We start from the raw sequence: 24,444 nt of genomic DNA, 5'->3' as shown, positions 1-24,444 counted from the left end.
CTGTTGAGTAGCGGCGCGGCGTGGCTGGGGATGCCGTGATCCGTCGACGGAGCGTAGGTCGACCGGATGCCGTCACTCAAAGCGTTTGGCCGTCCTCAACGGCATTGGCTGCCGGATTGACCGGAAACCGCCTTCGGCCCCCCTCGCCGTGCCGGCCGATCTCCGCCCAGACGGTCTTGCCGGAGGGCGGACGGGGCTCCGTGCCCCACCGGTCGGCCAGGGTGTCGACCAGGAGCAGTCCGCGGCCCGACTCGTCGTGCGGGCCCCGCTCCGAGGGCACGGCGGGGCGACACTCGCCCCGAGTGTCGCTCACGGCGATGCGCAGGGTGCCGGCCGCCTCGTCCAGCGTCAGCGCCAGCAGGAAGTCGCGCCCCTGGACGCGGCCGTGCAGCGCCGCGTTCGCCGCCAGTTCCGCGACGACGTGTTCGGCCCGCTCGATGACGTGGGGTGACGTCTCCCAGGCGGTCAGCCGTTCCACGGCCAGCAGTCGGGCGAGACGAGCGCCGCGGCGGGTGGAGGAGAGCCGCTGCGCGAACGTGCGTACGGTAGCGCAGGATTGGGGCGTAGAGGCGTGCATGGGACAACCGTGACGGGCGTGCGGGGGTGCGTTCCAGTAGCGCGGCCCGTACGCTGCGTCAGCGTACGGGCACGTTCTGTGGACGGTACGGGGATCTTGCCGTCACTCTGGGTGTTGTCGATCGCGGAGAAATCGCAGAGGACGTACGCATCTGGAGGTGGCCGCGTATGACGGACAGCAGTGACATGACGGCGTGCGACTGGGAGCGCGAGCCCGACCCCTCCGACAGTCTGCGGACGTTCGGTGCGGTCGTCCAGGCCCTGCGCGAGCACGCGGGGCTCAGTCGGGTGGACTTCGGGGCGCGGGTGCGGTTCTCCAAACACACGGTGGAATCGGTGGAGTTGGGGCGGCGAATGCCCGACGAGTCGTTCGTGGAGCGGGCGGAGGAGGCCCTGGGCAACACGGGCGCGCTGCGGAAGGCGGCCGGGCACCTGACGCGGGGCGAGGCGGGGCTGGCGGCTTGGTTCCGGCGGTGGGCTCGGCTGGAGAAGGTGGCGGTGAGCCTGTGTACGTATGAGTGTCGGCTGGTGCCGGGGTTGTTGCAGTCGGAGGGGTATGCGCGGGCGGTGTTCGACAACAGTATCCCGCCGCTGTCGGATGAGCAGTTGGAGGCCCAGGTCGTGGCGCGCATGGAGCGGCAGAAGATGCTGCGCGAGCGGCCGAACGTGCCGTTCAGCTTCATCGTCGAGGAGCACCTGTTCCGGCGACGGCTTGGTGGGCGTGAGGTGACGCGGGGGCTGCTGGACCATGTTCTGGAGCTGACTGCGCCGAGGAACGTGACGCTGCAAGTCATGCCCCTGGATGCCGAGTTCCATGCGTGCCTGGATGGTCCCGTACAGCTGTTGGAGACCCCTGAGCGGAGGAGGCTCGCGTACTCCGAAGGGCAGCAGAACGGTCGCCTGATCAGCGACGCGAAAGAGGTGAGCCTCCTCTACCAGTGCTATGACACACTGCGCTCGCAGGCCCTCAACCCCAAAGACTCGCGGGGTCTGCTGGAGCGACTGCGAGGAGAGCTATGAGCACGACGGAACTCGCCTGGTTCAAGTCCAGTTACAGCGGCACCCAGGGCGACAGTTGCGTGGAGGTCGCCGTCACCGAACAGGCCATCTGCGTCAGGGACTCCAAGGACGTGACTCGCCCGCACTTCGCCGTCGGGCGTGAGGAGTGGTCGCGGTTCGTGGGGTTCGCGGCGGGGGCCTGAGCCGTCGTCGTCCCGGCGGTCGAGTGATGACGTTCACCGCCGGGACGCCGGCCCGCCCGGTCAGTCTGCGGCAGGCCTGACAAGCTTCTCGGCCTCGTCGCGGAGGCTCTTGATTTCCTGCAACGCTGTTTCACGCTCAGCGCTGATCTCCGCACCCTGCTTCGTGAGACCGCTGAGCGACTGTTCCACCTCAGCGATCCACTGACTCAGGTGCTGCTCACCAGAGTCAGTAAGAGTGGCCCGTAGTCTGCGTGCCTCATCGTCGAAGTGATCCCTGATCATCTTCCGGTGCTTGTTGATCGCGATCCACTTGCCCTGGTCCTGCGCGACGCTCTTCAAGTCCATCAACGGTCCCATGACCGCCAGTGCCAACTGCACCTTGCCGGCCGTACTGGCGACCTTGTTGGCCGCCTTGACCTTGCCCCACGGCTTGAACTTGCCCACGCCGTTGGTGATCTTCCCGCTGGCGTCGAGCACCTTCTGGCCCACTCGGCTCTTGTTGAGCCACTTCGCCATGTCGGCGGCCGCGTTCCCCGACTCGCTACTGCCGGCTGCGACCTTACCGATCCACTCGTGCAACTTTCTGGCGCCCGCCTTCGCGGCCTTCTCCGCCGCTTCTCTGACTGCGCGTTCCAACGGCGACGCGCCATCCGGGGAGGTGTCGATCGTCGCCTCGGGTGAGTCGAGGTCGTTCGCCCAGGCGTCAGGCTCAGGCACACCGGTTCCGTACTCGGCGACCAGAGCGTCGAAAGCTGCCCTCATCGACGAGGAGAACGTGGTGTCGAAGTCGTTGCTCGCGAACACCAGTTCCTCGGTGACGGCACGAGCGACGTCGACGGGGACGACGCCATCCTTCTCCGAGACGCTGGCAGCGGTTCTGCCTCCCGCCTTTCTGATCTTGGAAGCGACGACATCGCACTCCCGCTCCAGGGTGCTCAGCACACGCTCCTTCGCCCGGGAGATCGTGTCCTCGACCTTCCTCGTGGTCTCCGCGGCGCTGAGTTCGTCGCCGTCCAGTACCCACTTCTGTTCGGCGTCCGCCAGAACCCGGAGGAGTTCGAATGCCTGCGCCTTGGGCCGGACACCGCTGACACCGGGTGCGATGACTCTCCACAACTCGGCCGTAAGAGCGTCGATACCGCTCTCCGCGAGGAGCAAGTCACGCTGGGAGGCAGAGAGTTCGGGGTCATTGATCGCGTCGACGTAGTCGCGTGCGTCGGTCGGGACGATCGGGACACGGTCGGCGAAGGGACCGAGTCGCTTGCGGATCTCGTCGAGGATGACGCCGCGATCACTGTTCTCGGCGTTCATCTTGTTGACGACAACCACACTTCGGTCAGCGAATCCGTCGACATCGAGCGCTCGCAGGATCGCCCTGGTCTCCGCCTCGCCCGGTAGTTCGCTGGTTGTCACGATCATCAGTGCGTCCGCACCACGCACACCACGCCGCGCGGCATCGGAATGCTCGTCGTTGCCCGACAGCGTCCCGGGAAGGTCGATCAGCGTCACGCCGTTCCAAGGGTGCGGCGTCGCCTTGTGCGTCTTGGGCGCGGCGTCGACGAGTTCCTCGACATCGGACGACGGGAGCCGGCGCAGTGCCGCGATGAGCATCGACTTCCCGGCGCTGTAAGGGCCCAGGAGCCCGATCCGGAGCGGGCTCGTGTCCGCATGGGGCAGGCTCGCTGTCAGGCCCCGAGTGCGAGGGTGAGCGTTGAGAGCACTCTCAGCCCGTGCGATCAGCGCGGGTACGCGGGCGTTCAGACCCCCGTCGCTCTCCAACGCGTCAACCGGATTGCCGTCAGTCATCTGCGTTTCCTTCGCTTGCTCCGCGGGTGCCGACGCTCCCGGAATCCGCGCAGATCTCCATCCGCTCGGTGAGGACATCCACGAATTGGTCCTGTAGGCACGCCTGCACTTCCAGGACTCGGGACGCGTCGGTCCAGACGCGAAGTTCGACTCCCGGCGTTCGGCGTGCCAGGCGGATCGCCGCCGGGTCCCCGCCCGCGAGGGTCTGAAGCCGGCGCACCAGGACGAGGTCGATCGCATCGAGGGCGGACCGCACGGCCGACCGCAGCAGAATGAGTTGCTCGAACCGCGCTCGCGTGCTGCTGATATCCGCGGACTGCGCTTCGGACTGGGCCGCGACTTGAGCTGTCGCGTCATCGACGATTCGAGCCAACTGCGCTTCGACCCCGTCGAACAGCTCATCGAGGCTGGCAGCGGCCGCGGCCGTGGTTGCGCTGGTCCACTTGTCCTTCGCCTGCCGCGCGCGGTCAACCTCACCGCTCACAGCTTTCGCCGCTCCGGCCAGGGTCTCCGCCACGTAGACCGCAGCTGCCGCGGGAGGAGGGACCGCGAACTTCTTGGGGATCCCCTTGGCGGCAAAGGAGCCCAGGAGGGTTGTCGCCGCTCCTTTGGCAGCCGCAGCTGCCGAGCCCAGGCTCACGACCTTCACGTCGGGGCGCGGTCGTACACGCGGGCTCGCGTCGTCCTGACGCGCCTGAGGGCTCGCCCGCGCGCGCAGAACCCTCCCCCGCTTCCGCGTCTCCTGCTCGAACTCGTTCTCGAGACTGGAGAAGAGTCCCTCCAACTCCAGCCCGGTGATGAAGTCGCCCCACCGCTGTGCGTGATCCACGCCGCCCAGGTCGCGGACCACATCCGGCAATCGCTCTTGAGCACGGTGACGCTCGGCTTCGAGTCGGTCGCGCGTGTTGTGGCCCGCGATCCGGAAGGCTTCGAGCAATGCGCCCCGTTCACTCGGCGCTGAGCGTTCGAGTTCGTCGAGCGCGAGAACGATCTGAGGGAGTACCTCGACCGCCCGGTCGTGGAACGCGGCGAGCGGGGTCCGTACACCTTCGGCCAGCCGAACGGCACGTAGCGGAATGGCGCGCTCGGTCAGGAGCTGGGCGAGAGACTGCTCCAGCTCGGGCAACCTGCTCGCCCGAAGGGCCCTGTCTCCCAGCTCGCGATCTCCCGTGGACAAGGCTTCGTGTGCGGCACCGGAGTGGACCGCGAGGACGACGGGCGGTGCGACTCCGACCGCTCTGGAGACCTGCTCGATCCGGACGGTGTGACCCGACGTCGACGCGAACGCCCTCTCCGGGCGCTGGGCGAAGAGTTGAAGACGGGCCGGTGTGTCGACTCGTTCCTTCACGTTGACGACAGCGAGCAGGGGCTTCCCGGAGAGGAGGAGTCGCTGGAGTTCGGCGGACTCTTCATCGCGAAGCGTATCGGCGTAGTTCCAGATCACGGCGTCGGCGATGTCGCAGGCGGCCCGAGCATGTTGGGAGTCGAGGTCGTCGTCCTTCGCGGCGACGCCAGGCGTGTCGAGGTAGGTCACGGAGCCGATGTCGAACGCGGAGGTCTTCCGTGTGGTGCGGTGCGCCCCTCGCCCGATTCCGGATCGGTCCGCATCGCGGGTCAGGGCCTTGCGGAGCGTGGTCTTACCGGACTTCGTTCTTCCGGCGACGGCCACCAGCAGTCTGCCTCTCGCCGCGGGCATGGCATGTACGGCATCGCGCAGCTCGCGTTCGAGTGCCCCGATGTGGCTGATGGCTCCGACGAGATCATCGCTCTCGATTGCGTGCGCGGAGTACGACGTTCGCTGAAGATGTGCCTCGACCTCGGCCCGCAGGGTGGACTGGATATCGCGGTAGGCCGAGCGACTCGCGTCCACCGCACCGGACGGAAGCGCGAGCTCGCCGACCAGTGATTCAAGGGCCTCGCGGAGATCCGGTTCGGTTCGCCGCACGTCCATGGCCGCTGCCACGCGGTCGAACAACTGGATGTTTTTCGTGTACCAGGACTCAAGAGCTCGCAGCTCGCTGATGCCGGTCCGAGAGGCGACCGCCGACAGGCCCGCCACGAGCCGTGCGGCCGAAGTCATGGCAGGCGGGGCCGGAGAAGCGGCCGTGCTCACGAGCGCCGTCGCGAGCCCATACTCGATCACTGCCCGCGCGCTGTCGTCCGCGAGCATTTGCAGAGTGCTGCCCGAAACGGCACCGGTGTCCCGAGCCTCGAGTGCCCAGAGCAGGGCGGCAAGCCGATCCGATCTGAACCCGAACCGCGAGTCCGGCGCGAGCCAGCGCCACCACCCCGGTCGCACGGACAGGACCGCTTCGTACGACTGCTCCGCGGCGACGAAGTCCCGCACTTTCTCAAGCCGCGTCACCAGATCGCGGTTCCGCAGATCCCGAGCCGCCGAGACGCTGTGCCTGAGCACGAGCTCACGCGCGTCTGCCGCCTGCCGGGTCCTTCGGCGACGGCTCAGGTCAGTCAGCACGCGTTCGATGTCGATCTCACGGACCGACCGCCAGATCTCCTTGGGCCATTCCTGATCCGCCCGACGACACGGCTCAAGGACTCCAGGCAATAGCCGTTCCGCGATCGATACAGCCGCGAGGCCCACTCGAAGCGCTTCCACCGGCACACCCTCAAGTGCCTGGAGATGAGACCGTACTCCTTCGAGCCGCATCAACTCCAGGAGGACTCTGGCCTCGTCCGGTGCAAGAGCCCGGCCTCGATCCGATGCCAGGCGGACCAGTTCCTGTTCCTCGACGCGCGCCGCCGCGGCTTCGGACACCCACCGAAGAGTGCTCCCGGACGGTGGCAGACCGGCACACCCACACGCTTGGGCGACCACCGCCACGTTCTTGGCGAGGCTCTCGAGTGAGGCCGACCCGGCCATGGCGTCGACACCCAATGGCTCCAGAAGGAGGGCCAACACCTCGGCTCTGAGACTCGCCGTGTCATTCACTGCCGTGCCATTCACCACTACTCCTCGTGGGGGCGGTGGTACCGGAACTCGGGGAGTGGGCCGGGGCTCGGGGGAATCAAGGCCCGCGACTGCTGAGGCACCTCCGCTCGTACGATCCGGTGGCGAGGCGGCACGCAGGTGCGTGGTGTGAAAACCCATCTACCGCGCGACAAGGTGACTCCGAGCACTCGTTCCTTGTCCCGCAACCAGGGATATCTGTTCTGCAACTCGGCATAGTTGTCGTTGGTGACGACGGTTCCGCCGGTGTCCTCCGCGATTGCTGTGACAAGCGCATCGCCCTTGCCCTCGGTTCCGGCCGGAGGCTGGATGAGCTCGCCCTTGCTGAGCGCCGAATCCACCGTCACGCGTTCTTCCTCCGCGACCTTGTGCCTGAAAGTGGCGTCGACGACGACGTGGAGCACGGCGTCGGGATAGCGCGATGTCAGGGCGTCGCGCGCGGCCAGCAGTTGGGCGTAGGACGGTCGGTCGTCGCTGCCGTAAACACCAGGTTGCCGCGGCGACCTGCCGATCCACGCCAGGTTAGAACCGTCTACTACGAGCGCCGCAGGCGCTGAACCCGTGGCTCGCTTCCGTACCTGTGTCGGCAGCGGCCTGGTGACCACGTTGCCAGCGAGCAGATCCTCAAGTTCCTTGCGTACTGCCGGCGTCGGGCCCCCAGAGCTGAAACTCTTGATGTCCTCGTTCAGCACTTCCTCGCCAGTACGTTCAAGGGTCGCCTTGACGTGCAGAAGCCCGTTCGTGTCGTACGTGTACTCCAACAGGAATCGGGAGTCCTCACGAGCCCGAGGGTCCCGATAGGTGAGCCGGAGGTCTGTCAACTGCACATTGTCGGGGTGATCCAGGGGCCGCTCCGGGTCACCCTCCCAGATCTCCACGGCGAGACTGCGGGCATTGTCCCGGCGCGGCGTGTAGCTCTTGCGCTCTTTCCACGGCAGTGGTGAGTTGCGGGGAATGATCTGGCTGAACCTTCGCTGGCCGGTGTGGTCTGTGACGACCGTACCCAGGGCATGGCTCGTCGCCACTTGGATTACGCCGTCAGCCTCCCCCGACAGCACAGCTGCCGCGAGGGAGGCGCCGCGGGCAACCGCCGTCATGGGATCGCACAGGTCGACCTCGACGGGCTGCTGCTGCATGACTTCGGCGACCGCCGCCCGGACGCTCGGGATCTGGCTCGTGCCGCCGATCATCAGCACCGCGTCAACGTCCAGAGGCGCCATGTGCAGGTCGGTGAGGCACTGCTGGACCGGTGCGAGAGCGCGGTCCACGAGGTCAGTGATGGCGTCCTCCAGCTCCTCCTGCCACACCTCGACGGTGTCACCGTCCGGAGTCCTGACGGTGACGGAGCCCTCGGTGGACAGGCGGATCTTGCTGCGCTCCACGTCCAGCCCGAACTGCCGCTCCTGCGCAGGCGTCCACGCCGATCGCGCCGGAGCCCGTTCGAGGACAAGGTCACGCAGACGGCGGTCGATCTCCAGTCCGCCCAGCTCGGTCACACCCCGTGACGCAAGCTCTTCGAAGAACCCGTCCTGGTAATCGAGCACGGTGACGTCGATCGTGCCGCCACCCCAGTCGAAGACCAGAATGGTGGGATCCTTCCGTAGCTCATGTAGGTCATGTCGTAGATCGTGCGCGTATGAGATCGCGGCGGCCGTCGGCTCGTTGAGCAGCGCCAGGACGTTGATGCCCGCGAACTGCGCGGCGGCGCGCGTGCGATAGCGCGCGGCACCTGTGGCGTTGGCGGGCACGGTGATCACGGCCTGCTCGATGGCGGTGAGGTTGTGCTCCGCACCCTTCCGCATGGCCTGGAAGACGCCGGCAGCCACCGTCGTGGCCGCGAACCTGCGCCCGTGGATCGTGACGTACTCGTCGCTCTTGAGGAGTCGCTTGCAGGCCTCGGCCGCCTCCTCGGAGCGGAGCTTGGCCTCCCAGCCGAACAGTGCCCCCCGACGCAGCGAACTCATGCCCACCACCGACGGGAAGAGGTACTCGAAGCCGGGATGGCGCCAGTCGGCGTCAATGTGGTGGGCGTCCAGCAGCAGTACGTCGGCTTCGTTGCCCAGCCACTGGGCCACCACGGAGTTGGTGGTGCCGAAATCGATCCCGGTGGCGGTCACATGCCCTCCCCGTTCGTCGCATCGTCGTCCCCGGCAGAGTTGTCTCCTCCGTCGGGCCCGGGCAGGCGGCGCAGTTGTCCGGAGAGCACCAGCTTGCCGGTGGCCTGGTCCACGTAGGCCGGGCGCAGCACCTCGAACGCCTCACCAGCGCCTTCCACCACGACGAAGAGCTCGCTTTCGCTGTCGGGTGAGTCCACGCACCGCACGCCTTGGTCCAGCAAGGCGGTCCGAATGCCCTTCCGAAGCGAACTGGCACTCTGGTTGGGCGCGCCGGCGAGCAGATCGACCTCGACCATCCGGGCCACGTACTCCTCCCGAGAGCGGAACGCCTCCAGAACGGCTTGGCGCAAGGCAGCGGTCACAGCGGCCTGTGTGGGTCGCTCCTCTTCCGGGACAGCGGTCAGGAGGTCGGTCGCCCGCTCGGCGAAACGGGAGAGCAGCATGTGAGGGCTGAGTAGCTCCTCGGGACGGTAGATGCGAGGGGAGTCCTTGGGGACATCGGCCGCCGCGCGCTGCTTCTCCCGACGATGTTTGAGGCCGTTGTTCCCCTTGGGGGTAACCCGCTTGGGGGCCGCTGTGGTCTTCCGCTGGCTGCGGGGCACCTTTTTCACTGTGTGTGCTTCCTTGCGTTGCGATCGGGGCGCCGGGGGGTGCTGAGCAGGTGGGGCAGCAGATCCGCCACCGCTCGCTGCCGCACGAGCCCGAGGCCTTCGGGAGAGTGAGGGATCGTTCGCCTGGTCAGCGGGGCCAAGGGCGGGACCAGCGTGACCGGCACCTCGTCCGGAAGCTCGAACACATCCGCGTCGAGCGGTAGCACGAAGAACCCGGACAAGTCCTCGTCGCGTTCGGCGTCTCTGATGCGTTTCATCGCGCTGTTGAGCCGCGCGCTCATGTCCACGTCGTGCACATGCTCCCGGCGGAGGTCCCGGTACCGGGTCTCCCAGCTCGGTGCACCGTGCGGCAGCCCGAGGTCCAGGTAGGGGTTGGACGCTGCCGGTCTGTCATTACGGGGAACCGCCCGACGCTGCTCGACCATGCGAAGGTTGGACTCGGCTAGCTCGCGCGATCCACTGATCCCCTTAAGGGCGGCGGCCGCCGCGTCCAGTTCCTCCCGGAGCAGCAGCGTGTACGCATGGAAGTTGAGGGCCTCGGCCCGGTAGGCCGGGTCAGCGGTCTCGAACGACACCAGCTTGTCTATCTGGGACGACGCATGGGCGAGGTCGTTCAGGCACAGCAGGTCGTAGGCCTGACGCAGGGCCATGAGCGCGTGGATGGGTGACCGCGTGGGGTTGACGGCTGCCTTGGGCTCCCACAGAGAGAAAATGAGCCGCCACAAGCCTCTGTCTTCCCATATGTCCCGGTCCCAGTTGCCGACAGCTACCCCGTCCAGGAGCCGGCGCAGCCGGAGCACCAGATCGCGGGGCAGCTCCCTCTCAAGCTCCTTCACCACCGAAGCGTCGCCGTCGGCAACTCGCTCCAAGAGGTCGTAGACGTCGCCGACCGAGGGCAGCGGCTCACCCCCGGCGAGGAACGCGTTCCGCCGCTGCCGGGCCCTCCACTCCAGCGCGGCTGCCTGCTCGGCGGATACCTGATCGGGAACCAGCCGGGCTTTGAGGTACGCGTGCTCCGGCTCATCGGCCCGGTACTGCCAGGGCTGATGCTCGGGGCCGACCGCTCCGGCGTCAATGAGGTCATCGAGGACGCTCAGCGGTATCCAGGGCAGCACACGCGGCAGCATGCGAGGCGGGAAGGTGACCGTACCATCCGTCCCGAGCGCCGAGAGGAGAGTGAGGGCCCCGGAGGGGTCCTCACTCCCGGATGCGGCGGTCGTATCGTCGCCCGCTGTCAGGGCGGTGAGCCGTTGCTCCCCGACCTCGGTCAGCCATAGGAGGCCGCCCGCGTGGACCGCCGTAAGCGTCGCGGCGACCGTGGCCGGGTCGGCTTGTTCGAGGACGGTCCGCACCGCAGGCAGCAGCCGGTCGTCGGGTTCGTCGCGCAGGGCGTCGGCCAGGGCGTCGTGCGTCGCGTCCGGTGTGAGGGATGCGAGTTGTTGGAGTAGAGCGTGGGCCTGCAGTACCGCCTGGGCTCCGAACACCCCCACCTTCCGCCACCTGCGTACGGTGAACCCGTCGACCCCCGCGTCCGCACTCTGAGCGTCGCGGCGCTCCCTGAGCGCCCTCAGCCGCTCTCGCTCCCGTGCGACCGCCTCGGCCCGCGCTCCAGAGGCCGGCTGCCCCGCCCCGTCGGCCAGCGGCGGACTCGTCACTCCCCGGCTCCTTCGTGCCGGGGGCCGTGGCCGGGGGGCGGGGTGAGAGTGGAGGTGTAGTTCTCGCCGTCGATGAGCGGGGTCTCTAGGGTGAGGCCGGCGGCGGCCATGCGGTCGTACTCGGCGAGGACCAGGTGCTTGGTGCGGTACTCGCCGTACTTGGCGATCTCGTTGTGCTTGAGGCCGCCGTTGTCGGTCTGGAAGGACTCCAGGATGTAGTCGGCGTCTTCGGCGGAGACTCCGTAGAGGTGGAGGAAGTAGGCGTCCAGTTCGGCGCGGAGTTGGGCGCGGCGGTCCTCATTCCAGGTGAAGGGGGCGCCAGGGTCGCCGAGGTCTTCGGCCAATGGCTGCATGTCCCAAGCGGTATAGACGAGTTCGAGGGTGCGAGGGTTGAGGAAGGTCGTGTGGGGGGACAGGTCGGCGGGGTGGGGAACGGGAAGCTGCTTCCATGTCATCAGGCCCAAGTGGATGCCGCCGACCTTCTGGCGGGCCACGAAGTCGAAGACCAGGGAGCTCTGTGCGGCGGCCAAGGCAGCTGTCAGTTCGGCCGGGGTGCCGGGAAGCATCAGTGGGAAGCTGTTCCCCACTGCCACCTTCGGCAAGAATGCTGGAATCGCCGTGCGCTCATCAGTTGTGCGGGCAACATCACGCCAGCCAAGTAGCCAGTCCCGTTCCCACTCCAGCTCCGCCAAGCGCAGGTCCACGCCGGCAATGGTGATTTCCTTGCCCTTGCGTACAGTTGGGATTCGTCCACTTTCCTTGATCCACTGCCGCGGCTGTGCCACACCGTACGCGTTCTCCTTGTCTTCCAGGGGAACATGCTCGTAGTCGTCGTTACCAAGGTCGTAGTAGCGGTTCCAGCGATGGTCGAAGAGGTGTGCCATCTTCGCGTCGTACAGTGGCAGCATTCGCTCCCCCTCTTGCATGAAAATGTTGCCCTGAAGTTCCCATCCCTCCGCCTCTAGCCCGGACCGGTCACGGAATAGATCAGAGTCATCGGTCAAGTTGAAGAGGTGCTTGAAGGTGATCTGCCATGGGTTGCCGTCCATGCGGCCCTCTGTAACCAGTACCGGGAAGCGACGCTGAATCGCGGCGGTAAGGTCGGCGTTCCTGCGCGTCCGAAATACCGGCAAGGTTCCCGTGTTTGGGTTGATGAGGGCGATCTCCTCGGGGGAGAGAGCGAAAACCGTCTTGCCGTCGGCGAGCTCCTCAGGGTGACCCAGGAAGAACGCAAATCTTGCGGCGGGCTCTGACAGTTCGCGGCCCGTTAGCGAGATCAGCGCAAACTGATAGCTGGCGTGAACTGCAGGGAACAGCTTTTCTCGTTTGCCGTTCTCAAAATCGTACAAGTGCGTTACGGAACCTTGCTGCGTCAACTCTTGGAAGAGGAACTGGGCGCTGGCTCCAGTGGCAATCTGTGTGGGGACGATAGTGCCGCAGCGTCCCTTGGGTGAGATGATCGAAACGAACCGTTCAGTGAAGAGCTGGTCCGTTTGGAGTGAGTTAACGCCCTTAACGGAGAGTCCCTTGCGGAGCAGTGGGTACGCTCCCGAAGACCCCAGGAACAAGAACGATGACTTCACCTTGCGCCGTTCCGCGTAGTAGTGGGCCCCCTCCTCGGGATGCTTTGCAGCCCACTCGGCAATGGCCGTGCGCCGCGCTGTACCGGAGATCTCCGCGATAGATGGCTCAACTACGCTGAAGTACTCTTGGTCCTTAAAGTCGACCCGATCCCACGGCGGATTCCCCAACACACAGTCGAAGCCACCAGCCCAACCCGTCACCGGATCAACCTCCAGCGCCGAAGGGCTGGCAGGCACACTGAAGACCTCGGGAAACTCCAGGTACCAGTGGAAGAACCGGTATTCCTGGCTGAGTCGGACGATCTCCTGGTGTGTCTCGGGTAGCGCACCTTTGCCGTCGGACGACTGGAGCGACAGGAAGACGCGCTGCGTCACGGGTGCCGGCGCGGCCTCCGTCTGCTCCCACATGAACGCGGCGCACCAGGCGTCGGCGATGTGGAGGGCGTTGAGGTAGGCGGGGGATTCGGCCCACTTGTGGTAGCGCTCGGCGAGCTTGCGGACCTGGCCGAGTCCGTCCGTGGGGGAGTTGTCCAGGAGGTCACGCAGCTCAGACCCGAACGCCGTGTTGGTGACGCTGACCGTCTCCTCCATCTCGGCGTCCAGCGTGACGATGCCCTTGTGCTCGTCCTTGTTGCGCCTGAGCCACTCCCTGGCCACCGACGCGTCATCACCCTCGACGACCTTGAACGCCGCGTCCGGAATGCCACCCCGCAGCAGCGAGGGCGTCGCCCCGATCAGCCCGTTCCCGAGCTTGACGTGCGCGTCGAGGAAGCCCAGGGCCTTACCGGGCTCCAGTGCCTCCATCCACAACGAGACCTTGGCCAGCTCAACCGCCGTTGGGTTCAAGTCCACCCCGTACACACACCGGGCGATGACCTCGTGCAGCGCCTCCCGGACGCGCTCGACCGGCGGCTCGGGGTTCTGCTCCCGTACCGCCGCCACCCGCTTGGCGATGCGCCGTGCGGCGGCGACCAGGAAGTGCCCCGAGCCGCAGGCCGGGTCGCAGACGGTCAGGGACAGCAGCTCGGAGGCCACCGTCTCCCGGGCCTCCGGGTCCGTCTGCTTCGCCTCGGCGACCTTGCTCTCGCCCCGCTCCTGCGCCGCGTCTATCACCGGGTCCAGGGTTGAGTCGAGCAAGACGTCGACCAGGGAACTCGGCGTGTAGTACGAGCCGGTCTTCTTGCGCTCGTTGCCCGCGCGGGGCACCAGCTCGAAGGTGCGGTCGGCGTTCGGCTCGGGCACGAGGTCGAGGAGGGACTCGTAGATCGATCCCAGTTCCTCGGCGTCCAGGGTGCGGTAGTCGACGGTCCGCCAGCGTTGCGCCTCCGTGTCGCGGACGACGGCGAGGTGGCGTACGGCGGCCATCAGGTGCACGTTGGCGAGGGACAGCCCGCGCAGCGGGGCGTCGGCCGGGTCGTCGTCGAAGAGACCGCCGAGGCCCGGCAGACCCAGTTCAGGGAGGCCCCCCTCCTTGCCGAGGGCGTCGAGGATCAGACGCAGTGCCTCGTACCGGTCGGAGTGGGAGGTGCCCTGGCGACGCCGGGACTGCTCGCGCAGCCGGGCCGTGGAGAAGTAGTTGGCGTACCGCTTGCGGGCCTTGGCCGGCGTCTCCGGCGGGTGCAGCGCGTCGCGGTCCTCGGCGACGAAGACGAACAGCAGGCGGTAGACCAGGCGCAACAGGGCCGCGTGGTACGTGTGGCGGTCGAAGTTCTCGCGCAGCGTGCCGTTTGCCGGGTGCTTGAGGAAGCCCGTGCCCAGTTCCGTGATCGCGAGCCGAACGCCCTCGCTGATGTCGTCCAGGAAGCGCGCACCGAGACGGATCGCGGCGTCCCGCCACACCTCCAGCCAACAGGTCCACTGCGTGCCGCCGTCACGGCCCTCGAAGCGGGAGGCGTGCAGGAGCCGGTACAGGACGACGAACTCGCTGAACAGTTCGCCGTCGAAGATCGCTTCGAGGTCGAACTCGACGTACGCGGCGGTGGCGAGCGCGTTCGAGTCGCGCAGCAGACGGAGCTGGCGGCCGTTGGTGAGCAGCGCCCACAGGTGCGGTTCGGTGCGGTTGAGGGCTTCCTGGAGAAGCGACTGTGGAGCGGGGGAGCCGGCGCCCTGGTGCTTGTCGAGCCTGACGCTCCAGGACGTCACGTGGACGAGCGTGTTGTCCCGGCGATGGCTCACCGCGAACGTCTTTGTGCCGTCCTCGGAAACGATGCCGTCGGCGCCGACCGGGGACAGGTGCCCGAAGCCCAGCGCCTCGAAGAAAGGCATCACCCAGTTGGTGCGGGCGTAACCGGTGCTGTCCGGGCGGACGGACGCCTCGGGCTCGGCGGGCAGCTTCTCCCGCAGCTCGCGCCAGAGCGATTTGAGGTTGTCCCAGTGGCGCTCGGCCTCGTCGCGCACCGAACGGGAGCCGGGGATGCGGTAGTCGGCGGGGGCGAGACCCCGGAGGTCCTTGGTGGCCTTGCCCTCGGAGATCCGTACCAGCATGTCGGCGGGCAGCAGCCCCCCGACCGTGTGGACGGCGGTGAACACCTGGTGGCGGGTGGTGGCGGACATCAGGCGGACACTCCAGAAGCAACGGCCGGGGCTGCGGCGGGGGCGGCGGGCAGGTACACGTACGCGCCGAGGACGTCGGCGGGCTTCTGCACGGTGACGGACAGGCCTCGGACGATCTCGCCGGACGCCTGGCGCACCCGGCGGTGCGAGGCGTCCAGCTCGGCGGCCAGCTCCTCGCCGTACGTCTCCAGATAGCTGTATACGTCGGGGAGTTGGGTGAGCAGACGCGTCATCGTGCGCTCGGCGTAGTGGCGGTCCGTGCTCTCGGACGCCGTCGCGTCGAGCAGGTCCCGCGCCCGCTCCGGCGGCAGCCACTCCGCCTTCCTGGCCGAGCCTTCGAAGGCGACCAGCCGGGCGTCCTCCGCGACCAGCTGCTTCTCGCCGCTGCGGGAGGGCAGCGTGAGGTGGAAGCGGTAGCGGACCAGGAGCAGAGTGGTCATGGTGGTGACCGCGTCCGTCGTCACCACGCCGCAGCGGCGGGCCGGGCGGGCGCCGTCGGCCTGGGTGTCCAGGGCGGCGTTCAGGACATGGGACGCGAGGGCCCCAACGACGGGATCGGTGCGCACGAGCGCCGCCTCACCCCTGGCCACCGCCGGGTCCGCGCGGAACGGGATCGGGCGGTCCTTCTCGATCACCTCCGCGCCGACCGTCGGCGCGAGCGCGTCCCGCAGGCCGATGGGCGTGCCGCCCACCTGGGCCGTGAAGTCGTCGCCGTCGCCGCGGAGCACGGCGTTCAGGGCGCTCAGCGACTCCCGTACGAACGTGTCGATCTCGCCCGCTCCGCCCAGCGCCTCGCGGACCGCGGCGACCTCGCGGGCCACCTCCTGCGGATGCACGGACCGCTGCGCGAACCGCGAACGGGACGCCTTCTCGCGCTCGGCCGCCGAGTTCCAGTCGCTGTCCAGCTTCGCCGTGCTCACCTTGAAGGCGTCAGCGCTGAACAGGGCGTCCTGGTCCTCGCGGCCGCGCATCAGCAGCCACTCGACGATCGCGTCCGTGACGCCCGTCGACAGCTCGTCGGGGACGGAGACGGAGATGCCGAGGTCCTTCTTGATCTGGCGGTGCTTCTTGATGAGGACTTCGAGGACCTTGCCGTCGATGCCGTTGTCGTCGCCGTACAGGGTGATGACGCGGACCTGGTCCTTGCGCTGGCCGTAGCGGTCGACCCGGCCCTCGCGCTGGTCGTGGCGGGTCGGGTTCCAGGCCAGGTCGTAGTGGACGACGGCGTCGAAGTGATGCTGGAGGTTCACGCCCTCGGACAGGCAGTCGGTCGCGATCAGGACGCGGCGGGCGGCGGCGTCCTCGCCGGCCTCCTCCGCGAGCTTCTCGATGCGCTCCAGGCGCTGCTGCGGGGAGAGCGTGCCGGTGACCGCCTTGACGACGGTCTTCGCGCCGAGCGGGCTCCGCCTGCCCGAGTCCTTGTCGTTCTCCAGCTGCTCGGCGAGGTACTCGGCCGTCGGGATGTAGCGGCAGAACACGATCGGGTTGTGGCCGTCCGCGAGCAGTGCCTTGAGGTGCTTGATGAGTGCCTTGAGCTTCAGGTCCTTGGCGGGGCCTTCCAACTCCTTCGCGATGTCCGCGAGTTCGCCGAGGTAGGAGCGCGGGTCCTCGGTGTCCTCGGTCGTCTCCGCGCCCGGTGCGACGTCCATGCCCTCCATCGCGTCGCTGTCGGCCGCGTCGCTGTTGAGCGGCGCGCCCAGCTTGTCGGCCTCCTCCGCCGACGCGGCGATCGCCGCCGCCGAACGCGTCCGCAGCGTCTGCGCGGCGGCGCGCGGGGACGACACCAGGGAGCGGAGCAGCGCGATCGCCGACCACCAGGCGATGCGCGCCTCGCGCCTGCCCTGGCTGCCCGCCTGCTCGACGCGCTCACTCGCGTACGCGATCGCGTCGTCGAGCAGGGCCCGGTACTCCGGCGACAGCTTGTACGTCTCGTCCTTGAAGTAGCGGTCCGAGGGGAACGCCGTCCGCTCCGCGAGGGAGTCGTCGCTGAGACCGTCCTCCTTGGTGAGGTACTGGCGTACGTCCGCTCGCTTGCGCGCCACGAAGTGCTGGGCGAGAAGCTTCCTGCCCCCCTCCGAATCCAGGCTCACGTCGGCCAGTTCGGGCTTGACGAGGCCCAGGAGGTTGCGGAACGCGGACTCCTTGCCGCTGTGCGGGGTCGCCGTCACGAGCAGTAGGTGCCGGTTCTCGTCCGCCGCGACGCGGCGCAGCAGTTCGAAGCGGAGCTGGTTCTGCGAGGCCGTCGAGGTGTCGTCGGCGACCACGCAGGTGTGCGCCTCGTCGACGATCACCAGGTCGGGGCAGTGGCGCACGAAGTCGTCGCGGTGGCGCGGGGACTTGATGAAGTCCGTTGAGACGATCACGTGCGGGTACTTGTCGAAGAGGGACTGGCCCAGGTCCAGGCCTCGTTCGAGGCGCGAGACCGTCGAGGACAGCACCAGCTCAGCGTCGATGCCGAACTTGGTGCGCAGCTCCTGCTGCCACTGCTCGGCGAGCGCGGGGGAGCAGAGCACGGCCAGGCCCGTCGCCTCGCCCTGCGCGAGGAGTTCGCTCGCGACCAGGCCCGCCTCGATCGTCTTGCCGATGCCGACGTCGTCGGAGATCAGCATCCGGACCGTCTTCTGGCGCAGGGCCATGAGGAGCGGCACGAGCTGGTAGGCGCGCGGCTCCACCGCGATGCCGGCCAGTGAGCGGAACGGGCCCGCGCCGGAGCGGAAGCCGACACGAAGTGCCGTACGCAGCAGGCCCGCCGCGCGCTGGTCACCGAGGTCGCTCGGTTCCGGCGCCGCGAACTTCGCCTCGTCGACCGTCTCGAACGCGGGGAACACGGCGGCGATGTCGTCGTCCGAACCGCCCAGCGGGCGCAGGACGAGCAGGTCGGGCTTGCTCTCGGGGAGCACCACCCATTCGCGGCCGCGGGCCTTCACCAGGGAACCGGCGGAGTACGTGAGTGCCATGTGAGTCTTCAAGTCCTCTGGATGGGCGGTCAGTTGGCGGCCGGAGAGCCGAAGTAGCGGGCGTTGGCGGCGGCGACGGCGTCCCAGTCGGCGCCGTGGGCGAAGCGGATGACGTCCCAGCGGGCGTTGAAGAGGCGGTCCTCGGCGTCCTCGTCCCGGAAGGTGTCCTGCTCCTTGTCCGGCAGGTCCACGAAGACGGCCACGTTCACGCCGGGCAGGCGGTACACGTAGTCGGGGGTGGCCATCGCCTCGGTGAGGAACGAGCCCGGCTCGTCCGGCAGCCGCAGGCCGCGCGCCTTCGCCCAGCCCAGGAAGTCGCCCTGAGCCGCCAGCACGGTCGCCGATGCCGCCTTGTCCGATGCCTCGACGGCCGTCCTGGCCGCCGCCTCGACCGGTGTCGGCGCGTCGGCGGCGGAGACCTGGTCGAGCAGTCGCCGGTACTGCTCCGAGCGCGACTCGCCGCGCGACTCCCGCCGGGCCTTCGCCGACGCCAGCCGCACCAGCAGGTCCCGCACCGAGTGCCGGTTGATGAGGGCGTGGTTGAGCTGGTTGCCGTACGTCAGCAGGCACTCGTAGCAGCCGAGCGCGCACGGCCGGTCCGGGTGCGGGCCGCCCAGGTCGGCGCCGTCCGCGTCGAAGTGGCAGATGTCCAGGGCGCGCACGGCCGCCTTCGCCAGAGCGTCCTCCTCCGCCTGGAGGCGGCGCAGCACACCCGCGCCGCCCTCGGCGGCCTCCGTGAACAGGATGCGGCCCCGCGGGCCGTCGTCCGGCGGCAGCAGCTCGCTGGACAGCTCGGCGTCCTCCAGCTCGAACGCGGCCTCGATGCCCCGCTCCAAGGCGTACATCAGGGAGAGCGCCACCGGCTCCGGCAGCGGCTCGTCCAGGGTGACGACGAGGATGTTACGGCGGTCCTCCACGTACGGGATGACCCGCTTCTTGCGGCGCCGCTCGTTGCCGTCCGCGTCGATCACGGGCAGCTCGCTGGAGTCGCCGGAGGCCTCGGAGGCGTCCTTGTCGTTCATCCAGCGGCCGTCCGCGAGGTCCAGCCAGTACCCGGCCGGCTCGTCGCTCTTGGCGCGCACCCGGCCGGTGTTGGTGATCCGGACGGTCGCCGAGTCCCCGTACGCCACCTCGGCGAGCGGCGCGCCCGAGGCGTCTGTGACCGACGCGTTCAGACGGCCCTTGCGGTTGCCGTGGTCCTGGAAGCGATACGACGTCTCCAGCTTGAAGCCGGCGCGACGCCGCTCCTCCTCGTCGGACGAGATCCGCTCACGGCGGGTGGTGTACACGGTGTGCAGGTGCAGCAGGCCGTACGTCGCCGAGCCCAGCGGCTCGTGGCACATGGCGCAGCGGTCCTCCAGCTGCTCCGGATCATGGTGGTAGCCGCACTGCGCGCAGCGGCGGGCCTCGCTGGTCGCCAGCTCGCCCGAGGAGTCCGGCGGCAGCTGGATGCGGGTCACCTGGTAGCGGGCGCCCTCGTGGTAGATCAGCGCCCCCGGACCGAACTCGCGGATCGCGAGGAAACGCGGCCGCTGAAGGTAGTCGCCGTCCCCACGGCGCCGGCCGACGGTCGGGATGTAGGCGGCGAGCGGGAGCCGCGGGAAGCTGTAGCCGGGCAGGAAGCCTTCGGACGCCAGATAGCGGTACGGGTTGAAGTCGGAGAGGACCGACTTGCTGTCGGCGCTCTCGTTCATCAGCAGATTCAGTTGTGTCTCGGCCTCCCGGCGGCGGGCGTTGGCGCGGATGCGGTCGCCCTCGGTGAGGCTGTAGTCCAGGCGGCGCCTGTTCTGGATGTACTGGTCGTCGAGTGCGGAGCGGAACAGCTGCCGCCAGCGGTCGAAGGCCCGGTCGAAGCGGGTCGCCACCGTCGCCACCCGGTCCTGGATCCAGTCGTCGTGCCACCAGGTGGTGTCGGCGAAGTCCGGCAGGAGCGGGCCGAGGACGCGCAGGGCCGCGTCGACCGTGCGGCGCCGGGCGCTCTCGTCGAGCGAGGCCGCCAGGATGTCCGGCAGCAGCTCCAGCGCGGGGTTCGGACGGTCACCCGTGTCCGGGTACGACACGTCGAGCACCTCGGGGACGGCTCGGCCGAGCTTCAGACCGGCCTCCGCGATCCAGATGCCCTGGAGGTGGGAGAGGACGAGGTCCTCGTTGGCGAGGTCCAGACGCGGCGGGGCGACCGCGCCCGCGACCATGCGCTCCGAGCGGCGGAAGTAGTACTGATCGTGGCTGTTGCCTGTCGCGCAGTAGGTGGTGACGAGGGCGGGCTGTCCGCTGCGGCCCGCGCGGCCCGAGCGCTGCGCGTAGTTCGCGGGAGTGGGCGGTACGTTGCGCATCATCACCGCGTTGAGCTGGGAGATGTCGACGCCGAGCTCCATCGTCGGGGAGCAGTACAGCAGCTTCAACTCCGCCTTACGGAAGGCCTCTTCGCGCTGCTCCCGCTCCTCCGGCGACACCTGCGCGGTGTGCTCGCGCGCGAACAGGCCGGACAGGGCGCCCGCCGCGTCCTTGTACAGGTCGCGGAAGAAGGTGTTGACGCGCGGTCCGTCGCCGCTCTGGTAGGTGCGGGTCAGCGGGTCGTGCGTGCCCCGCTCGCCCCTGCCCGCGCGCCAGACGAGGGACTGGGCGGCCACGCGGTAGCCCGTGGCGACCGGGGCGGAGGGCCGGCGGTAGCGACCCGCCCGCTGCGGGGCCTCCGTCACCTCCTTCACCAGGCCCGCCTTGGCCAGGACCTTCAGCAACTCCTCGATGACCAGCTGGAGATCGGCTGGGTCGAGCTTCTTGAAGGACGTGTCCGCGCGGCGCAGGTACTTGCCGAACTTGCCGCGTGCCGACAGGAACAGAGCCGAGCGGTCCATGCCGCGGCCGGACGGGTGCGGATAGGCGGTGCCGACCTTCGGCTTGTCCGCGGCGGACAGCACCCACGGGTCGATCAGCCGCTCCTCGCTCGCCCGCTGGAGCGAGTCGAAGTCGTCACGGAAGTACGAGACGTCGATGGCGAGGGACCGGCGCATCTCGTTGAGCAGCGCCTTCATGACCTCGGCCCGCAGCGCCGGGTCGGCGTCGCGCAGCGCCTCGTGCGTGCCCGCCCAGCGGTCCTGCTTGGCCGCCACCCAGTCCAGGTCCTCGTAGCCGATCTCCAGCAGGCCGGTCTGCTCCAGGTTCGGCATCGTGATGCGCCAGCCGCGCTCCAGATCCAGATACAGCCGGAACGCGATCACGTCACGCAGGGTCTTGGCGGCGTTGCGGGCGAGGGAGGGCGGCAGGTCGCTGTCGCCCGTGTAGTCGGCCGGCTCGATGGCGAGCGCGTTCGTCACCGACGAGGCCAGCTCTTCGTGGTGGACGCCGTCCTCGCCCGCGTCCAGAGCCGCCCGGTACAGGGCCCCGCGCAACTGAGTGATCTGCACGAAGTCGTTGAAGTGACCCGCCTGGAGGGACGCGTCCTGCCGGTTGTCGACGAACGTGAGGAGCTTGCGCGCCTCCTTGTCCAGGGTCTCCTCCGGCACCGACTTCAGCGAGCGCACCACCGACGCCGAGATCAGCGAGGTCGCGGAGGACCGACCCTCCTGGTCCAGCGTCGCCAGCTTCGCGAAGTCCCGGCCGCGGGTCTGCTCGTAAGCGACCCCGCAGTGCAGACAGAAGAGGAAGGGGGAGGGGACGAACGCCGCCTGGAGTTCGCCGCTCCCCTCGCGGCCGCGCGGATCGACGGTGACCGCACGCGGCACCCGGTCGCGGTACGACTTCTTCACGACTTCCTGGCCCTTGTCGTCCAACTCCAGCCAGGACTCGGGCAGGCGGCGTTCGTTCACGGCGTGCTGAACGTTGGACGGCCACGCCCGCTCGTGATCGACGTACAGGTAGCCGTCGCCCTGCCGGCCGCCCGTCGCGGAGGTGTCCCTGCGCGCCTCGTACCGGACGTCGCCGTCCTTGGCGGTCCGCCACACCGTCAGGTACTCCTGGCCGCACTCCCGGCAGAACGCCAGCGGCATCAGCAACTTGCCTTCGCTGCCGGGCTGTTCGAGCTGGTAGGAGCGGGTGAGGTGGCGCGAGAGCTTGTCCTCCAGGGTGACGTACACGGTGTCGCCCTTGGAGAGGAACTGGTGCAGCCGGAACGCGAACAGCGGCCGTTCGGTCACCGGGTGCCGCGCCTGCGAGCCGGCTTCAAGGGTGGCGCGGATGGCGGCGACGCACTGGTCCTCGTCGACCCCGGTCCGCTCGTGCAGTTCCTTCGCCGCGACCTCGATCTTCGTGGGCTGCTGCCGGACGAGCCGGCCCGTGGTCTCGTCGGTGGCCAGGCCGAAGCGGGTCTCGATCCAGCGGGCCAGCGGGTCGCGTACGAGATCGTCGTACGCGCGCGGCGCGGCGGGGGAGTTGAGACGCTCGGCGGGAACGGCGTCGGGCGTGTCGTGGGTCGCGCGGACCAGAGTCTCGCCGATGACATGCTCCGGGCGCACCGGAGTGCCGAACAGGGTGCTCGCCACCCCGGCGACGACCTTCTTCTGGTCGTCGAGCGTGCCCTCCGTCGACATGGTGGCCGACGTGCCGATGCACTGGAGGTCCTGTGCCTGGCAGGCCTCGCGGACGCGGCGGATCAGCAGGGCGACGTCGGCGCCCTGCCGGCCGCGATAGGTGTGCAGCTCGTCGAAGACCAGGAACTCCAGGCCTCGCGCCATCTTGATGAGGCTGGCCCGGTCGGCGGGGCGGGTCAGCATCAGTTCCAGCATCACGTAGTTGGTGAGCAGGATGTCCGGCGGGTTGTCGCGGATCTCCTTGCGCTTCTCGTCGTCCTCCTGGCCCGTGTACCGGGCGAAGGTGACCGGTTCGCGGCCGGCGCCGTAGCCGTCGCGCAGATACTTCTCCAGCTCCTTGAGCTGGCTGTTGGCGAGCGCGTTCATCGGGTAGACGATGATCGCCCGTACCCTCTTGGCGGCCTTCGGCCCCTCCGCGTCCCGCTGGTGGAGCACCTTGTTCACGATAGGGACGATGTATGCGAGCGACTTGCCGGACCCGGTGCCCGTCGTCAGGACGTACGACGCGCCGGACGCGGCGGCGTCGATCGCTTCGCGCTGGTGCTGGTGGAGGGTCAGCGGGCGGCCGTCGGGCACCGTGCCGCCCTCGGTCTTCCTCGCCTGGAAGATACGGGCGCACTCGTCGTGCAGGACCTTCTGCCCGGCCAGCTCGACCACCGTGCCGCCGCCCTGGAAGAAGGGGTTCAACGAGAGCCACGGGTCGGGCCACTGCGACTTGCTGTTGAGGTCGTCCTCGACGAACGCGGCGATGCGGTCGTCCCGGATGACGGTGCCGCCCTCGGTGAAGGAGCGGTAGTCCTTGATGAGCGTGCGGTGGACGCCGAAGACGTCCATGCCCGCGCCCGTGGCGGTGACCGGCGTCGGCTCCGGCTTCGGGGCGGCGGCCTGCCGTGTGGTGGCGCGGGCCGCGGGATCGCGCAGTGGGCGGGTCGGGTCCAGGGCTCCCCAGTGCGGCAGCAGCGGGGTGTCCCCGTCCTGCTCGGCCAGCGGCAGCAGTGCGTCGCGTACGGCGACGGCGTCCGCGGGACGGGCCGCCGGGTCCTTGGCGAGCAGCCGGTCGACGAGCCGGGCGAGCTCGGCGGGGATCTCGCCGCGGATGAGGGTGATGGGGGTCGGCTGTTCACGGGTGTGCTTGGCGGCGAGTTCGAAGGGCGACTCGCTGGTGAACGGCGGTACGCCCACCAGCATTTCGTAGAGCACACATCCGAGGGCGTACAGGTCGGCCGCCTGGGTGACCTGCTTGGCCTCGAACTGCTCCGGAGCCATGTACCGGGCGGTGCCCACGCTGACGCCGGTGCTGGTCAGCCGGGCGTCGTCGGGGTCGTCGACGATGCGCCCCATGCCGAAGTCGAGGACCTTGACGGTGCCGCCCTGGGTCAGCATGACGTTGGCGGGCTTGAGGTCGCGGTGGACGACCTCGGCGGCGTGCGCGGCGGCGAGACCGGACGCGATCTGGGCGCCGACGGCCGCGGCCCAGGTGACCGGGAGCTGCCGTTCCTCCGCGATGAGGTCCCGAAGCGTCTCGCCGTGCAGGAACTCCATCGCGAGGTAGGGCAGACCGTCCTGGCCCCCGGCCACCCCGCCGGCGACGATGCGCGTGAGATTGAGATCGTCGAGGCGACGCATGATGCGTACCTCGCGGGCGAAGCGTTCGGTGGCTTTGGGATCGGCCGTGGTGTCGATGCGGGTGCCCGTGCGGCGGCGCAGGATGGTCTTGACGGCGACCGTGCGCTCAGGGGTGCCCTCGGCTGCCTGAAGATCCTCGGCCTGGTGAACCTCACCCATGTTGCCCTTGCCGATGACATGCCCGATGCGGAACCTGCCGTCCAGCAGCTCCTGGCTCACTGCCGCTCCCCTCGTCCTCCGCCGTCCCGTTTCCCGGTCCCGTGC

At 68.7% G+C, this 24,444-nt stretch carries 11 protein-coding genes; 2 read left to right on the top strand and 9 right to left on the bottom strand.

All coding sequences use genetic code 11. From position 1 onward, the window contains the following. Window positions 1-76: 76 nt before the first annotated feature. Complete coding sequence (locus tag OHS82_RS07425) at window positions 77-577, bottom strand: ATP-binding protein (protein ID WP_328433550.1); 501 nt, start codon at window positions 575-577, stop codon at window positions 77-79. 167 nt (window positions 578-744) lie between these two features. Between OHS82_RS07425 and OHS82_RS07420 the strand changes: the two genes are divergently transcribed. Together OHS82_RS07420 and OHS82_RS07415 are read left to right on the top strand one after the other, a co-directional pair. Continuing rightward, entirely contained in the window at window positions 745-1,596 is an 852-nt protein-coding gene (locus OHS82_RS07420) for a helix-turn-helix domain-containing protein (RefSeq protein WP_328433549.1), read from the top strand. Next, window positions 1,593-1,778, top strand: coding sequence for a DUF397 domain-containing protein (locus OHS82_RS07415; protein WP_328433548.1), 186 nt, complete (start codon window positions 1,593-1,595; stop codon window positions 1,776-1,778). The genes OHS82_RS07420 and OHS82_RS07415 overlap by 4 nt, the downstream gene beginning before the upstream one ends. 60 nt (window positions 1,779-1,838) lie before the next feature. On the opposite strand, the gene OHS82_RS07410 is transcribed toward OHS82_RS07415, so the two are convergent. From OHS82_RS07410 to OHS82_RS07375, 8 genes are all read right to left on the bottom strand, one after another. Further along, window positions 1,839-3,584 (bottom strand): GTPase, encoded by a 1,746-nt coding sequence (locus tag OHS82_RS07410; protein WP_328433547.1) that lies wholly within the window; start codon window positions 3,582-3,584, stop codon window positions 1,839-1,841. Continuing rightward, window positions 3,577-6,360: a GTPase gene (locus tag OHS82_RS07405; protein ID WP_328433546.1), complete on the bottom strand. Its 2,784-nt coding sequence runs from the start codon at window positions 6,358-6,360 to the stop codon at window positions 3,577-3,579. Before OHS82_RS07405 ends, OHS82_RS07410 begins: the two co-directional genes overlap by 8 nt. Before the next feature lie 191 nt (window positions 6,361-6,551). Continuing rightward, a complete protein-coding gene (locus OHS82_RS07400; protein ID WP_328433545.1) occupies window positions 6,552-8,669 on the bottom strand; it encodes an Hsp70 family protein in 2,118 nt (705 codons plus the stop codon). After that, a complete protein-coding gene (locus OHS82_RS07395) occupies window positions 8,666-9,280 on the bottom strand; it encodes a hypothetical protein (RefSeq protein ID WP_328433544.1) in 615 nt (204 codons plus the stop codon). Before OHS82_RS07395 ends, OHS82_RS07400 begins: the two co-directional genes overlap by 4 nt. Further along, entirely contained in the window at window positions 9,277-10,935 is a 1,659-nt protein-coding gene (locus OHS82_RS07390) for a hypothetical protein (RefSeq protein WP_328433543.1), read from the bottom strand. Before OHS82_RS07390 ends, OHS82_RS07395 begins: the two co-directional genes overlap by 4 nt. Next, a complete protein-coding gene (locus OHS82_RS07385) occupies window positions 10,932-15,071 on the bottom strand; it encodes an Eco57I restriction-modification methylase domain-containing protein (protein WP_328433542.1) in 4,140 nt (1,379 codons plus the stop codon). The genes OHS82_RS07390 and OHS82_RS07385 overlap by 4 nt, the downstream gene beginning before the upstream one ends. Continuing rightward, on the bottom strand, window positions 15,071-18,028 hold the full coding sequence (locus OHS82_RS07380; protein WP_328433541.1) for a helicase-related protein: 2,958 nt from the start codon (window positions 18,026-18,028) through the stop codon (window positions 15,071-15,073). Before OHS82_RS07380 ends, OHS82_RS07385 begins: the two co-directional genes overlap by 1 nt. 29 nt (window positions 18,029-18,057) lie before the next feature. Continuing rightward, on the bottom strand, window positions 18,058-24,399 hold the full coding sequence (locus tag OHS82_RS07375; RefSeq protein WP_328433540.1) for a protein kinase domain-containing protein: 6,342 nt from the start codon (window positions 24,397-24,399) through the stop codon (window positions 18,058-18,060). Between the last annotated feature and the right edge of the window lie 45 nt (window positions 24,400-24,444).

Source organism: Streptomyces sp. NBC_00425, from assembly GCF_036030735.1.
Classification (GTDB): domain Bacteria; phylum Actinomycetota; class Actinomycetes; order Streptomycetales; family Streptomycetaceae; genus Streptomyces.
This window is presented reverse-complemented; position numbering and strand designations above follow the sequence as displayed.

Coding starts and splice junctions, on each gene's coding strand:
- OHS82_RS07425 (WP_328433550.1), bottom strand. CDS start 577: ATGCACGCCTCTACGCCCCAATCCTGCGCTACCGTACGCACGTTCGCG.
- OHS82_RS07420 (WP_328433549.1), top strand. CDS start 745: ATGACGGACAGCAGTGACATGACGGCGTGCGACTGGGAGCGCGAGCCC.
- OHS82_RS07415 (WP_328433548.1), top strand. CDS start 1,593: ATGAGCACGACGGAACTCGCCTGGTTCAAGTCCAGTTACAGCGGCACC.
- OHS82_RS07410 (WP_328433547.1), bottom strand. CDS start 3,584: ATGACTGACGGCAATCCGGTTGACGCGTTGGAGAGCGACGGGGGTCTG.
- OHS82_RS07385 (WP_328433542.1), bottom strand. CDS start 15,071: ATGTCCGCCACCACCCGCCACCAGGTGTTCACCGCCGTCCACACGGTC.
- OHS82_RS07380 (WP_328433541.1), bottom strand. CDS start 18,028: ATGGCACTCACGTACTCCGCCGGTTCCCTGGTGAAGGCCCGCGGCCGC.